Here is an 11,960-nt window from a genome sequence, read left to right on the forward strand (position 1 = left end):
CGAGCCGGCGAACTCCGGCCTCCCAGCAGTGAGGGGCTCGCCGTCGCGTGGACGGCGAGCCCCTGTGCCACGACCGGACCGCGGATCAGCGGCGCGGGACGGCCCGTCAGCCGCTCCCTCAGCCGCTCCCGACGAAGAGCACGAGCAGCAGCCAGACCACCGGAGCGGTCGGCAGCAGCGAGTCGAGACGGTCCATGATGCCGCCGTGGCCAGGCAGCAGGGTGCCCATGTCCTTGATGCCCAGATCACGCTTGATCATGGACTCGCCCAGATCGCCCAGCGTGGCGCTGGCGGCGACGGCGAGGCCCAGCAGCAGGCCCTGCCACCACAAGCCGCCGTCGATCAGATACCGCATGCACAGCACACCCGCCCCCATGGCGAAGGCCACCGCCCCGACCAGGCCCTCGCGGGTCTTGCCGGGGCTGATGCGCGGTGCGAGCTTGTGCGTCCCGAACCGCCAGCCGACGGCATAGGCACCCGTGTCGCTGACGACTGTCAGGATCAGGAAGGTCAGAACGCGCTGCGGGCCGTCGTCGGCCGTCAGCATCATGGCGACGAACGTGGCCAGGAACGGCACGTAGAAAGCCGCGAAGACGCCCGCCGTGACGTCCTTGAGATAGCCGTCCGGCGGTTCCGTCATGCGCCAGACCAGCACCGCCAGCGTCGTCAGGGCCATCGCCACCCAGGCACCCTCGGCGCCCCGGACATACCCGGCGACGACCATCGCCGCACCGCCGACCGCGAGCGGCACCAGGGGCGCCTTGATGCCCTTGCGCTCCTCAAGCCGCTTTGTCAGCTCCCACAGGCCCACCACGACGGCGACCGCTATGACACCGACGAACACGGCCTTGACGATGAACAACGACACGACGATCACAACGCCGAGCCCGATCCCGACCCCTATGGCCGCACCCAGATCACGGCCCGCGCTCTTCTTCTGCGGTGCGGGCGCCGGCTGTGGGGCGTCGGGCATGGGCTCCGGATTCTGCGAGGCCGCCCAGTGGGACGGCGCCTGCGGCGTCTGGTCGCGGAACAAGGGGCCGCCCAGCCGAGCGGCCCCCCGGTCGTCATCCTGGTCTCCGCCTTGCGCGGGCACGTCGGGCACGATGGGCATGGGGCGAGTCTGCTGGGCGTCATGCGCATCGTACGCGGGACCCGCCGGGCCGGTCTCCCGGACCGGTCCCTCGTCGGCGGGCCCCCAGTACCCGGTCTGTGGCGGCGCCCCCCAGGAAGAGTCGTTCATCAGACCTCGAGCAGCTCTGCTTCCTTGTGCTTGAGCAGCTCGTCCACCTGAGCGACGTACTTCGCGGTGGTGTCGTCGAGCTCCTTCTCCGCACGGCGGCCCTCGTCCTCACCGACCTCGCCGTCCTTGACGAGCTTGTCGATGGCGTCCTTGGCCTTGCGGCGGACGGAGCGGATCGCCACCTTGGCGTCCTCGCCCTTGCCCTTGGCGACCTTGATGTACTCGCGGCGGCGCTCCTCGGTGAGCTCCGGGAACACCACGCGGATGATGTTGCCGTCATTGCTCGGGTTGACGCCCAGGTCGGAGTCGCGGATCGCCTGCTCGATGTTGCGCAGCGCGCTCTTGTCGAACGGCGTCACCACGGCCATGCGCGGCTCCGGCACCGAGAACGAGGCCAGCTGGTTGATCGGCGTCGGTGCGCCGTAGTAGTCGGCCACGATCTTGTTGAACATCGCCGGGTGCGCACGGCCGGTGCGGATCGCGGCGAAGTCCTCCTTGGCGACCACGACGGCCTTCTCCATCTTCTCCTCGGCCTCGAGGAGGGTCTCTTCGATCACCACTTGCTCCTGCGTGTCTTGAGTAGGCCCGGCAGCTGTCACTCGTCGGTCACGCGGCCGGCTGCGTCGCGTCTTCTTCCTGCACGGTTCCGGACCGGCAGGTCATTGTCCATCCCCCGGCCAGGGTCCATCGCCCCGACGGGCGCCCCGGACGGGTCGGCGTCCGGTCAGTCCCGGCTGCCTTGGTCACCCACGAGTGTGCCGATCTTCTCACCCTTGACGGCACGCGCGATATTGCCTTCCGCCAGGAGCTCGAAGACCAGAATGGGCAGCTTGTTGTCCCGGCACAGCGTGATGGCGGTCATGTCGGCGACCTTGAGGTCACGGGTGATGACCTCGCCATAGCTGAGCGAGTCGAACTTGACGGCCTCCGGGTTGGTCTTCGGATCGGAGTCGTAGACCCCGTCCACACCGTTCTTACCCATGAGCAGCGCCTCGGCGTCGATCTCGAGGGCACGCTGAGCGGCGGTCGTGTCGGTCGAGAAGTACGGCATGCCCATACCGGCGCCGAAGATGACCACGCGGCCCTTCTCCAGGTGGCGCACCGCACGCAGCGGAATGTACGGCTCGGCGACCTGGCCCATGGTGATGGCGGTCTGCACGCGCGAGTCGATGCCCTCCTTTTCCAGGAAGTCCTGGAGGGCCAGGCAGTTCATGACCGTGCCGAGCATGCCCATGTAGTCGGAACGGGCCCGGTCCATGCCGCGCTGCTGGAGTTCGGCGCCGCGGAAGAAGTTGCCGCCACCGATGACGACGGCGATCTCGGATCCGTCGCGCACCACGGCCGCGATCTCACGGGCGATGGCATGCACCACGTCCGGATCGACGCCGAGTCCGGTGCCGCCGGAGAACGCCTCTCCGGACAGTTTCAGCAGAAACCGGCCGCGTACTTTGCCGTCGTCGCTCTTCTCGGCCTTGGTGGTCATGGAGATCCCGCCTCTTTTACGTGTTGCACATACGAAGAAGGCCATTGCCGATGGGGCGTGTTTCGCATCCCATTCGCGGCAATGGCCTCCTCGTCAGATCTGCTGTCGTCCATCACGCGCGCGTGCGGGACGGCACACGCGCCTGAAGCGGACGACTGCTTTCGACCGTCGACCCTATCCGGGTCTCCCGTCGAACGCGGTACGGACTCAGATGCCGACCTTGATGCGCGTGAAGCGCTTCAGGGTGACACCCGCCTCGTCCAGAATCTTCTGGACGGACTTCTTGTTGTCGAGGGCGTACGGCTGGCCGAGCAGCGTGGCGTCCTTGAAGAAGCCGTTCAGACGACCCTCGACGATCTTGGCGATCGCGGCCTCGGGCTTGCCCTCGGCGCGGGTGGTCTCCTCGGCGACACGACGCTCGGACTCGACGACCTCGGCCGGCACGTCCTCCTTGGAGAGGTACTTCGGCGCGAAGGCGGCGATGTGCTGGGCGATGCCCTTGGCGACCTCGGTGTTGGGCTTGTCGAACTCGACGAGCACACCGATCTGCGGCGGCAGGTCCGGCATCGTGCGGTGCATGTATGCCGTGACGAAGCCGTCGGAGAACTGCGCGAAGCGGTCCAGGACGATCTTCTCGCCGAGGTTGGCGTTGGCCTCGTCGACGAACGCCTGAACCGTCTTGCCGGCCTCGATCTCGGAGGCGAGCAGGGCCTCGATGTCGGCCGGGGAGGTCTTGGCGACGTGCTCGGCGATCGCCTTGGCGACGGCCTGGAACTTCTCGCCCTTGGCGACGAAGTCCGTCTCGCACTTCAGCTCGACGAGGACACCGGAGGAGTTGTCGTCGGCGATGATCGAGACCACGGCGCCGTTCTCGGCGGAGCGGCCCTCACGCTTGGCGACGCCCTTCTGGCCCTTGATACGGAGCGCCTCGACGGCCTTCTCGACGTTGCCTTCGGCCTCGTCCAGCGCCTTCTTGCAGTCCATCATGCCGGCGCCGGTGAGCTCACGGAGCTTCTTGACGTCGGCGGCGGTGTAGTTCGCCATGATCTGTGAATCTCTTCTCGGAGTTCGAAGTCTCGAAGTCGGCGGCCGCCGCGACTCGGGCGCGGGTCCGCCAAAGATCTGCGGGCTACGAAGATCTACGGGCTACGTAGATCTAAGGGCTGCGGGTGAACGGCGAGTGGCGCGCCCGGCGCCACTCGCCCTCACATCAGCCGAACGGGCCTGAGGTCAGGCCTGCTCGCCCTCGGCGGCGGCAGGAGCCTCCGCGGCCGCAGCCTCCGCGGCCGGAGCCTCCGCGGCCGGAGCCTCCGCGGCCGGAGCCTCGGCGGCCGGGGCGGCCTCCTCGGTGTCGGCCTTCTTCTCGCCCTCGAGCAGGTCGCGCTCCCACTCGGCCAGCGGCTCGGCCGCGGCCTTCTCGCCCTTGTCACCGGTGGCGACGCGCGAGCGGGAGATGAGGCCCTCGGCGACGGCGTCGGCGATCACGCGGGTGAGCAGGGTGACGGAGCGGATCGCGTCGTCGTTGCCCGGGATCTTGTAGTCGACCTCGTCGGGGTCGCAGTTGGTGTCGAGGATGGCGACGACCGGGATGTTGAGCTTGCGGGCCTCGCCGACCGCGATGTGCTCCTTCTTGGTGTCCACGATCCAGACGGCGCTGGGCACCTTCTGCATCTCGCGGATACCACCGAGGGTCTTCTCGAGCTTGGCCTTCTCGCGGGAGAGGACCAGCAGCTCCTTCTTGGTCAGACCGGAGGCGGCGACGTCCTCGAAGTCGATCTGCTCGAGCTCCTTGAGGCGCTGCAGACGCTTGTAGACGGTCGAGAAGTTGGTGAGCATGCCGCCCAGCCAGCGCTGGTTGACGTAGGGCATGCCGACGCGGGTGGCCTGCTCGGCGATGGCCTCCTGCGCCTGCTTCTTCGTGCCGACGAACATGACCGTGCCGCCGTGGGCGACGGTCTCCTTGACGAACTCGTAGGCGCGGTCGATGTACGACAGCGACTGGAGCAGGTCGATGATGTAGATGCCGTTGCGCTCGGTGAAGATGAAGCGCTTCATCTTCGGGTTCCAGCGACGGGTCTGGTGACCGAAGTGGACGCCGCTCTCCAGCAGCTCCCGCATCGTGACGACGGCCATGGCCGTTCTCCTTGAGTTTTCTCGGTTGTGCCGCGTGCGCCGGATGGCACTCGCGCCTGACGCCCGCGATGCGCCGTGCCACAGAGGACCGAGGAGCGCTGACACCGGCTCGTCGAGGGCCAGGTGTCGGGGCGTGCGAAGTCGACCCGGTGACCCGGATCGCCACAAGAAGTGTACGGGACCCACGGAGCGGCGGGTGACGCCCCTGTCCACAACCGGACGGTTGTCCACAGATCCCGGCCATGATCGCCCGGTGTGCGAGACCGTACCCGCATGCGAGCTGAACGAAGTGTGCGGTGGTGGCCCGTGGTACTGCTGCTGACGGCGGCGGGCGTGTCGACGCCCGCCGCGTCGGTGGTCCCGCGGACCCCCGTCGCGTGGGCGGGCGTGTCGCCCCGCCCGGATCCCGCCCCGACCGGCACACCGGCCCCCGACCGGACGACCCCCGCCGCCGCCCGCCTGTGGCCGGTGGGCGTCCACCCGCCGGTCGTACGGGGCTGGGAGCCCCCGGCGACGCCGTACGGGCCGGGACACCGGGGCGTCGACCTGGCGGCGGCACCGGGCGACCTGGTGCGGACGGTGGCGGCCGGCCGCGTCACCTTCGCCGGGCGGGTGGCGGGCCGGGGTGTGGTCTCCGTGGAACTGGCCGGAACGGGCGCGCCACCCCTGCGGACGACGTACGAGCCGGTACGCGCGTCGGTCCGCACGGGAGACACCGTCCGGCCGGGCGAGGTACTGGGAGTACTGGAACCACCGACCGCCCACTGCGCGGGACCGTGTCTGCACTGGGGGCTGCGCCGCGGCGAGACCTACCTGAATCCGCTGTCCCTGCTGCCTCCCTGGCTGCTGCGCGCGGGGCCGTCGCGGCTGCTGCGGGTGGAGGGGGTGGCGTTGCCTTAGTGGGGGGTGTGGGGGCTTGGGGGAGGGGGTGGGCGGAGGGGAGGGGGAGGGGAGGGGAGGGGCCCCAAGGGAAGCTCAGCCCCGGACGCCCCGCAAGGCCATGGCGACCGCCACCTCGGTGATGGCGGCCGGGTCCTCCGCGGCTCCCAGTTCGATGCGCCGTACCGCCGCGTCGACCACGCCCTGGAGCAGCATGGCGGTGAGCCGCGGCTCGTCATGTCCCATCGCGCCGAGCGTGTCGGCGATCATCGTCACGAGCCCGCCGTGCGCCGCCCGGATCTTCTCTCGGGCCCCGTCGTCCAGTTCGCTCGCGGAGATGGCGACGACGGCCCGGTGCCGCCGGTCCCCCACCAGCGCGAGCTGCTGCCGTACATATGCCTCGATCTTCGCCTCGGGACCGTCCGCCGCCGCCATGGCCGCCTCGACCTCCGCGGCCCAGACGGGGAAGTCGACCGCGCACAGCTCCTCCACGACGGCCGCGCGGGAGCGGAAGTACTCGTACACGGAGGAGCGCGCCAGGCCGGTCCGCTCGGCGAGGGCCGGGAACGTCAGTGCGTCCGTACCACCCTCGGACAGCAGGGACCGGGCCGCGTCCAGCAGGGCGGCTCGCTGCATCGACCGGTGCTCGGCCACGGAGGCCGCTCGAATCCTTGGCACGTCAACCACTGTACGGACGGAGCGCCGCCCGCGGGAGCCACTGGCCCGTGCGCGCCGCCCGCCTGGGCCAGTCGCGCGCGGTGCGCCGGCTTCTTGGCTCCGTGCGGCCGGCGCGCGCCGCCGGTCCCGGCGTGCACATGCCGTCGCGCTCGGCCGGCGCCCCCGGTCAGCGCCCGAAGCCGGCCAGCTTGGCCCGCAGCTGGAGGACCGACTTCGTGTGGATCTGGCTCACGCGGCTCTCGGTCACGCCGAGCACGTTGCCGATCTCGGCGAGTGTGAGTCCTTCGTAGTAGTAGAGCGTCACCACGGTCTTCTCCCGCTCGGGCAGCGTGTTGATCGCCCGCGCGAGGAAGCGTCGCAGCTCCCGGTCCTCGGCCACCTCCACGGGGTTGTCCGCGGCGGTGTCCTCGAGGGTGTCCATGAGGCTGAGCCGGTCGCCGCCTTCGCCGCCGACGTGCAGCAGTTCTTCCAGGGCCACCACGTTCGCCAGCGACAGCTGGCTGAAGACGGCGTGGAGTTCCTCGACGCCGATGCCCATCTCGACCGCCACCTCGCTCTCGGAGGGGGTCCGTCGCAGCCGCGCCTCCAGGGTGGCGTACGCGCGTTCCACGCTGCGCGCCTTCTGCCGCACCGACCGGGGGATCCAGTCCAGCGCCCGTAGCTCGTCGATCATCGCGCCGCGGATCCGGGTGATCGCGTATGTCTCGAACTTGATCTCGCGGTCGATGTCGAACTTCTCGATCGCGTCGATCAGCCCGAAGACTCCGGACGACACGAAGTCCGCCTGTTCCACGTTGGCCGGCAGGCCGACGCTGACGCGCCCCGCCACGTACTTCACCAACGGCGAGTAGTGCAGGATCAGCTGCTCCCGCAGCCGCTCGTCTCCCGTCTCCTTGTACGACCGCCACAATTCGTCGAGCGTCGAGGGCGCGGGCGGGCGCACGCTGCCGCCGTCACGGGCGGCTGGGGGGTGCGCCGCCCGGTCGGACCCGGAGGTGTGCTGGGGCATTCGTCGCCTTGTGCCGTTCTGCCGTGGACTGGGGATGCCTGGGTGAGCTGTCGGTCTGATGTCGAGATGCCTTCTGAGTCGGGATCCTCGTGAGCGTAGCGTGACTGTGGTGTCGCAGTGTGCGAAGGGCGAGGCATCACCCGTGCGCGAAGGGGTGTGGTGGGACGCCTGCCGCGGCCGTGGCCGTCGCCCTGAGTGATCGCCGGAAAGGGTCAACTGGTGGAATTACCAAGGGCGTCGGGGTCGCCCGGACGGCGGAACACGCTGGGTCAACACTGACCGTGATCTTGTCGGACGGAGGTCACCGCCTGGCGTGTCAACTTCCAGCCATCGCCGTGTCGTTCGACGAATCCAAGTGACCGGAGTTCGTACAGTCTCCCGACCGCGTCGTCCTCACTGGTCTGGGCACCACGGGCGATCTCGCCCGCCGACGCCGTGCCGCGCCCGGGCAGCGCTGCCAGTACGCGCCGGCCGGCCGGTTCCAGCAGGTCGCGGGGGAACACAGGGCCGCGCCGGTCCGGGGCGAGCTCTCCCATGCCTCCGACGAGTTCGACGACTTCGGCGGCGTCGGTGACCAGCACCGCTTCGCCGCGCAGCAGTTCGTGGACTCCTGCGGACAGCCTGCTGGTGGCCGGTCCCGGCACTCCCATGGTGTGGCGGCCGAGTCGCTGTGCGGCACGCGCCGTGACCAGGGAGCCGCTGCGGTGGGCGGCCTCGACGACCACGGTGCCGCGGGTGAGCGCGGCGATGACGCGGTTGCGCACGATGAATCTGCTGGGTGTCGGGTGCTCGCCGGGGGGCAGTTCTCCGATCACGAGGCCCTGCTCGGCGATTCTGGTGATCAGCCCGGCGTGGCCGCGGGGGTAGGGCCGGTCGACTCCGCAGGCCAGGACGGCGGCGGTGGCGCCGCCGGCGCCGAGGGCTCCGCGATGGGCCGCTCCGTCGACGCCGTAGGCGCCGCCCGACACCACGACCCAGCCGCGCTCGGCGAGGCCGGCGGCGAGGGTGGCCGCCATGTGGGCGCCGTACTCGGTGCAGGCGCGGGCACCGACGACCGCGACGGACCGCAGGGCCCACAGCCGCAGGGCGGGGCTGCCGCGCACCCACAGCCCGATGGGGCGGGCGTCCCCGAGGTCGTCGAGCTGTGCCGGCCACTCGGGGCCGCCGGGGCACAGGAACCGCACACCTGTCTCCCGCGCCGCGGTCCAGTCGCGCTGCGGCTCGGCTTTCTCGGCGCGCGCCCGCAGGCCCGCCCATCGCCTCTCGGACGCTCCCGGCAGCCGTGCCCCTGCGTCCCGCAGCCGGCGGGCCACCTCCTCGGCCCCGTGTTCGCGCATCCACCGGCCTGCCGTCTCGTCGCCGGGCTCGAGGACCCGGGTGAGGAAGATCCGGGCGAGGCGTTCACCGTCCGGGGCCTCGTCTCGGCTCATGTGGAGGCTCCGATGGCCATCGGCACGCCGCGTGGGACACCGGTGCGCAGTTGGAGCGCCAGGGCGACGTCGGCGGCTTCGGGCCGGGTGTGGCCCGCGAGGTCGGCGACGGTCCAGGCGACGCGCAGCACGCGGTCCAGTCCTCGGGCGGTCAGCATCCCGCGCTCGAGACTGCGCTCGGCCTCGTCCATGGCGCCGCTCGCGGCGTGCCAGCGGTTGCGCAGTTCGCGGCCCGGGATTTCGCTGTTGGTTCGCCAGGGGGTGCCCGCCAGGCGGGCCGCCGCTCGCTGCCGGGCGTCGTGGACCCGGGCGGCCACCGTCGCGGTGGATTCGCCCGGGGCGCGGCGCCCGGTGAGTTCGGCGCGGGTGACCGGGTCCACCTCGACGCGAAGGTCGACGCGGTCCAGGAGTGGGCCGGAGAGACGGGCCTGGTAGCGGCGGATCGCCGAGGGCGGGCACTCGCAGAGGGTGTCGCGTAGCGAGAAGCGGCCGCAGGGGCAGGGGTTGGCCGCGAGCACCATCAGGAATTTCGCCGGGAACCGTACGACGCCCGCGCTGCGGGCGATCACGACGTGTCCCGCTTCCAGGGGCTGGCGCAGTGCGTCGAGGGCCTGGCTGTTGAACTCGGGTGTCTCGTCGAGGAAGAGGATGCCTCGGTGGGAGAGGGACACGGCGCCTGGGCGGGCGATGCCGGGGCCGCCGCCTACGAGTGCCTGCATGGTGGCCGAGTGGTGCGGGGCGCAGTAGGGGGGTGTGTCGATGAGGGGCTTGCCCGGGGGGAGCAGTCCGGCCACCGAGTGCACCGCCGTCACTTCCAGCGACTCCTGCCTGGTGAGTTCTGGCAGGAGGGCGGGCAGTCGTTCCGCGAGCATGGTCTTTCCGGCACCGGGTGGTCCTTCCAGGAACAGGTGGTGCCCACCGGCCGCTGCGACCTCCGCTGCGGTGCGTGCGGAGATCTGGCCGACGACGTCGGCCAGGTCGTGGTCCTGGTCGTGCTGGGCGGCGCGGAGGCTGTGCATGCCTGTGGCCGCTCCGGTGCCGGGCACACGCAGACCGGCGAGGAGCGGGTCGGGGCGGCCCTGTTCGTCCGGTTCTTCGTCGGGTACGGGTTCGTCCGCGAGGACTGCGATCAGCTGGCGCAGGCTGCGGACGCCGAGTACGGAGACGCCGGGTACCAGCGAGGCCTCGGCGGCCGCGCACTCGGGTACGACCACCTGTTCGTATCCCGCGTCCGCCGCGGCGAGTACGGCGGGGAGGATGCCCCTCACGGGTCGGACCCGTCCGTCCAGGCCCAGCTCGCCGATCATCACGATGTCGGCGGGTACGCGCGGGTCGATCCGCTCCGCGGCGCCGAGCACGGCGCAGGCGACGGCCAGGTCGAAGCCGCTGCCTGCCTTGGGAACGGACGCCGGGCTGAGCCCGACGGTGAGTTTCTTGGACGGCCAGGGCGCGCCGGAGTTCACCACCGCGGCCCGCACGCGGTCGCGGCTCTCGGTGAGGCTCTTGTCGGGGAGGCCCACCAGGGTGAACGCGGCCACTCCGGGTTCGAGGTCCGCCTGGACCTCGACGACCACGCCTTCGACGCCGACCAGCGCCACGGAGCATGTGCGTGCGAAGCCCATCACGCCACCCCCCGCGCATGCTCGACCATGGGGGCGCCACGCTCGGGCAGCAGGACGCCGACGATGTCGACGCGGACGCCGCCCGGTGGAGCGCCTCCGTGGCCTTGGATCCAGCGCTCGGCGAGGCTGCGGAGTCGGTCCGCTTTCGCTGGTGTGATGGCGGCCATGGGGTGCTGGAAGGAGCCGCCTGTGCGGGTCTTGACCTCGCAGACCACCAGTACGTCGCCGTCTTGGGCGACGATGTCGATCTCACCGCTGCGGCCGCAGCGCCAGTTGCGCTCCAGGACCGTCATTCCGGCTTCTGACAGGCGCCGGGCGGCCAGTTCCTCGCCGTACCTGCCCAGGGCGCTGCGTGCCTGCTGTGTGCTCATGTGGGCACCACCTCCGGCGCCCACCGTCACGCATCCGGCATCCCGTTGTGGATCTTGGTGGACAGACCGGTGGTTGTGGACAACTCCGTCACCCGGGCGGGTGAGGTGGTGCCATCGGTCACCCGCCGGGCAGTTCGAGATCGGTCTTGTTCAGCTCTTCGATATTCACATCCTTGAACGTAAGGACGCGTACCTGCTTCACGAAGCGTGCGGGCCGGTACATGTCCCACACCCAGGCGTCCGCCATGGACACCTCGAAGAACACCTCTCCCTGGACCGAGTGCACCTGCATCTCGTAGTCGTTGGTGAGGTAGAAGCGCCGCTCGGTCTCGATCACGTATTTGAACAGACCGACGACATCGCGGTACTCCCGGTAGAGCTTCAGCTCCATCTCGGTCTCGTACTTCTCGAGGTCCTCGGCGCTCATGGCATGTTCCCCTTCAGCCGTGCGGTCCCCCCATTGTGCGCCAGTCCCGGGGGCCCCTAGACGATTTCGGTGTCGAGGACTTCGGGAGTGGCCGGGGGACCCTCGTCGAGCAGCCTGCGGAGCAGCTCGGCGAGTCTCGTCGGATACACCGTCTCATGCGACTCGGCCAGTTCCCGGCACGACCACCACCGTGCTCCGGCGACGCTGCGCTTTTCCAGCTCCGTCAGGCCCGGCGGTTCCGTCAGGCCCGGTGCGGCCGTCGCCGTCCGGGTCGTGCGGGCCAGGTAGTACCACTCGTCCTGGTTCCACCGGCGGCCGGCGAACGGAAAGGAGCAGGTGCGCCGCCACAGCACCGGGCCCAGCTCGACATCCGTGATGCCGGTCTCCTCGGCCAGCTCGCGCAGCGCGGCCTGCTCGCGTGTCTCGTCGCCCTCCACGCCGCCTCCGGGCGTGAACCACCAGTCGTCGGCCGCGTCGTCCGGCTCATGTCCGTGGAGCAGCAGGATGCGGTCCCCGGGGTCGAGGAGCACCACACGGGCCACCCTGCGCAGGCCGCCAAGCCCGTCCAGGCCGCCAAGCCCGTCAGGGCCGTCAGGGCCGTCAGGGCCGTCAGGGCCGTCAGGGCCGTCAGGGCCGTCAGGGCCGTCAGGGCCGTCAGGGCCGTCAGGGCCGTCAGGGCCGTCCG

Annotated in this window: 13 protein-coding genes; 1 reads left to right on the forward strand and 12 read right to left on the reverse strand. The window is 70.5% G+C overall.

The genetic code is table 11. The features are described from left to right. Positions 1-118: 118 nt before the first annotated feature. From ABZ876_RS20340 to rpsB, 5 genes are all read right to left on the reverse strand, one after another. A complete protein-coding gene (locus ABZ876_RS20340; RefSeq protein WP_361782746.1) occupies positions 119-1,243 on the reverse strand; it encodes a phosphatidate cytidylyltransferase in 1,125 nt (374 codons plus the stop codon). Further along, positions 1,243-1,800 (reverse strand): ribosome recycling factor, encoded by a 558-nt coding sequence (gene frr, locus ABZ876_RS20345; protein ID WP_059129097.1) that lies wholly within the window; start codon positions 1,798-1,800, stop codon positions 1,243-1,245. Before frr ends, ABZ876_RS20340 begins: the two co-directional genes overlap by 1 nt. 167 nt (positions 1,801-1,967) lie before the next feature. Continuing rightward, a complete protein-coding gene (gene pyrH, locus ABZ876_RS20350) occupies positions 1,968-2,726 on the reverse strand; it encodes a UMP kinase (RefSeq protein ID WP_361782750.1) in 759 nt (252 codons plus the stop codon). 207 nt (positions 2,727-2,933) lie between these two features. Further along, complete coding sequence (tsf, locus tag ABZ876_RS20355) at positions 2,934-3,770, reverse strand: translation elongation factor Ts (protein ID WP_361782753.1); 837 nt, start codon at positions 3,768-3,770, stop codon at positions 2,934-2,936. 186 nt (positions 3,771-3,956) lie between these two features. Further along, complete coding sequence (rpsB, locus tag ABZ876_RS20360; RefSeq protein ID WP_361782756.1) at positions 3,957-4,859, reverse strand: 30S ribosomal protein S2; 903 nt, start codon at positions 4,857-4,859, stop codon at positions 3,957-3,959. Between the two features lie 273 nt (positions 4,860-5,132). Between rpsB and ABZ876_RS20365 the strand changes: the two genes are divergently transcribed. Beyond that, positions 5,133-5,759: a peptidoglycan DD-metalloendopeptidase family protein gene (locus ABZ876_RS20365; protein WP_361782759.1), complete on the forward strand. Its 627-nt coding sequence runs from the start codon at positions 5,133-5,135 to the stop codon at positions 5,757-5,759. A gap of 75 nt (positions 5,760-5,834) precedes the next feature. Here ABZ876_RS20365 and ABZ876_RS20370 read toward each other — a convergent pair whose 3' ends face one another. From ABZ876_RS20370 to ABZ876_RS20400, 7 genes are all read right to left on the reverse strand, one after another. Beyond that, positions 5,835-6,392 carry a helix-turn-helix domain-containing protein gene (locus tag ABZ876_RS20370; RefSeq protein ID WP_361783219.1) on the reverse strand — a complete coding sequence of 186 codons (558 nt, stop codon included), beginning with the start codon at positions 6,390-6,392 and terminating at the stop codon, positions 5,835-5,837. 190 nt (positions 6,393-6,582) lie between these two features. After that, entirely contained in the window at positions 6,583-7,425 is an 843-nt protein-coding gene (gene whiG / locus ABZ876_RS20375; protein ID WP_361782762.1) for an RNA polymerase sigma factor WhiG, read from the reverse strand. A 269-nt stretch (positions 7,426-7,694) separates the two neighbouring features. Beyond that, a complete protein-coding gene (gene dprA, locus ABZ876_RS20380; protein WP_361782765.1) occupies positions 7,695-8,855 on the reverse strand; it encodes a DNA-processing protein DprA in 1,161 nt (386 codons plus the stop codon). Further along, complete coding sequence (locus ABZ876_RS20385; protein ID WP_361782769.1) at positions 8,852-10,477, reverse strand: YifB family Mg chelatase-like AAA ATPase; 1,626 nt, start codon at positions 10,475-10,477, stop codon at positions 8,852-8,854. The genes dprA and ABZ876_RS20385 overlap by 4 nt, the downstream gene beginning before the upstream one ends. Next, positions 10,477-10,878 (reverse strand): YraN family protein, encoded by a 402-nt coding sequence (locus ABZ876_RS20390; protein ID WP_361782772.1) that lies wholly within the window; start codon positions 10,876-10,878, stop codon positions 10,477-10,479. The genes ABZ876_RS20385 and ABZ876_RS20390 overlap by 1 nt, the downstream gene beginning before the upstream one ends. An 88-nt stretch (positions 10,879-10,966) precedes the next feature. Further along, on the reverse strand, positions 10,967-11,275 hold the full coding sequence (locus tag ABZ876_RS20395; RefSeq protein WP_008745401.1) for a DUF2469 domain-containing protein: 309 nt from the start codon (positions 11,273-11,275) through the stop codon (positions 10,967-10,969). A 56-nt stretch (positions 11,276-11,331) separates the two neighbouring features. Beyond that, entirely contained in the window at positions 11,332-11,844 is a 513-nt protein-coding gene (locus tag ABZ876_RS20400) for an NUDIX hydrolase (protein ID WP_361783222.1), read from the reverse strand. Positions 11,845-11,960: the final 116 nt, after the last annotated feature.

This window comes from Streptomyces sp. NPDC046931 (assembly GCF_040644655.1).
In the GTDB taxonomy this organism is placed as follows: Bacteria; Actinomycetota; Actinomycetes; order Streptomycetales; family Streptomycetaceae; genus Streptomyces.

Excerpts from the sequence above, each read along its gene's own strand:
- whiG (WP_361782762.1), bottom strand. The coding sequence starts at position 7,425 with ATGCCCCAGCACACCTCCGGGTCCGACCGGGCGGCGCACCCCCCAGCC.
- dprA (WP_361782765.1), bottom strand. The coding sequence starts at position 8,855 with ATGAGCCGAGACGAGGCCCCGGACGGTGAACGCCTCGCCCGGATCTTC.
- ABZ876_RS20395 (WP_008745401.1), bottom strand. The coding sequence starts at position 11,275 with ATGAGCGCCGAGGACCTCGAGAAGTACGAGACCGAGATGGAGCTGAAG.
- tsf (WP_361782753.1), bottom strand. The coding sequence starts at position 3,770 with ATGGCGAACTACACCGCCGCCGACGTCAAGAAGCTCCGTGAGCTCACC.
- ABZ876_RS20365 (WP_361782759.1), top strand. The coding sequence starts at position 5,133 with ATGCGAGCTGAACGAAGTGTGCGGTGGTGGCCCGTGGTACTGCTGCTG.
- ABZ876_RS20385 (WP_361782769.1), bottom strand. The coding sequence starts at position 10,477 with ATGGGCTTCGCACGCACATGCTCCGTGGCGCTGGTCGGCGTCGAAGGC.
- rpsB (WP_361782756.1), bottom strand. The coding sequence starts at position 4,859 with ATGGCCGTCGTCACGATGCGGGAGCTGCTGGAGAGCGGCGTCCACTTC.
- pyrH (WP_361782750.1), bottom strand. The coding sequence starts at position 2,726 with ATGACCACCAAGGCCGAGAAGAGCGACGACGGCAAAGTACGCGGCCGG.
- ABZ876_RS20340 (WP_361782746.1), bottom strand. The coding sequence starts at position 1,243 with ATGAACGACTCTTCCTGGGGGGCGCCGCCACAGACCGGGTACTGGGGG.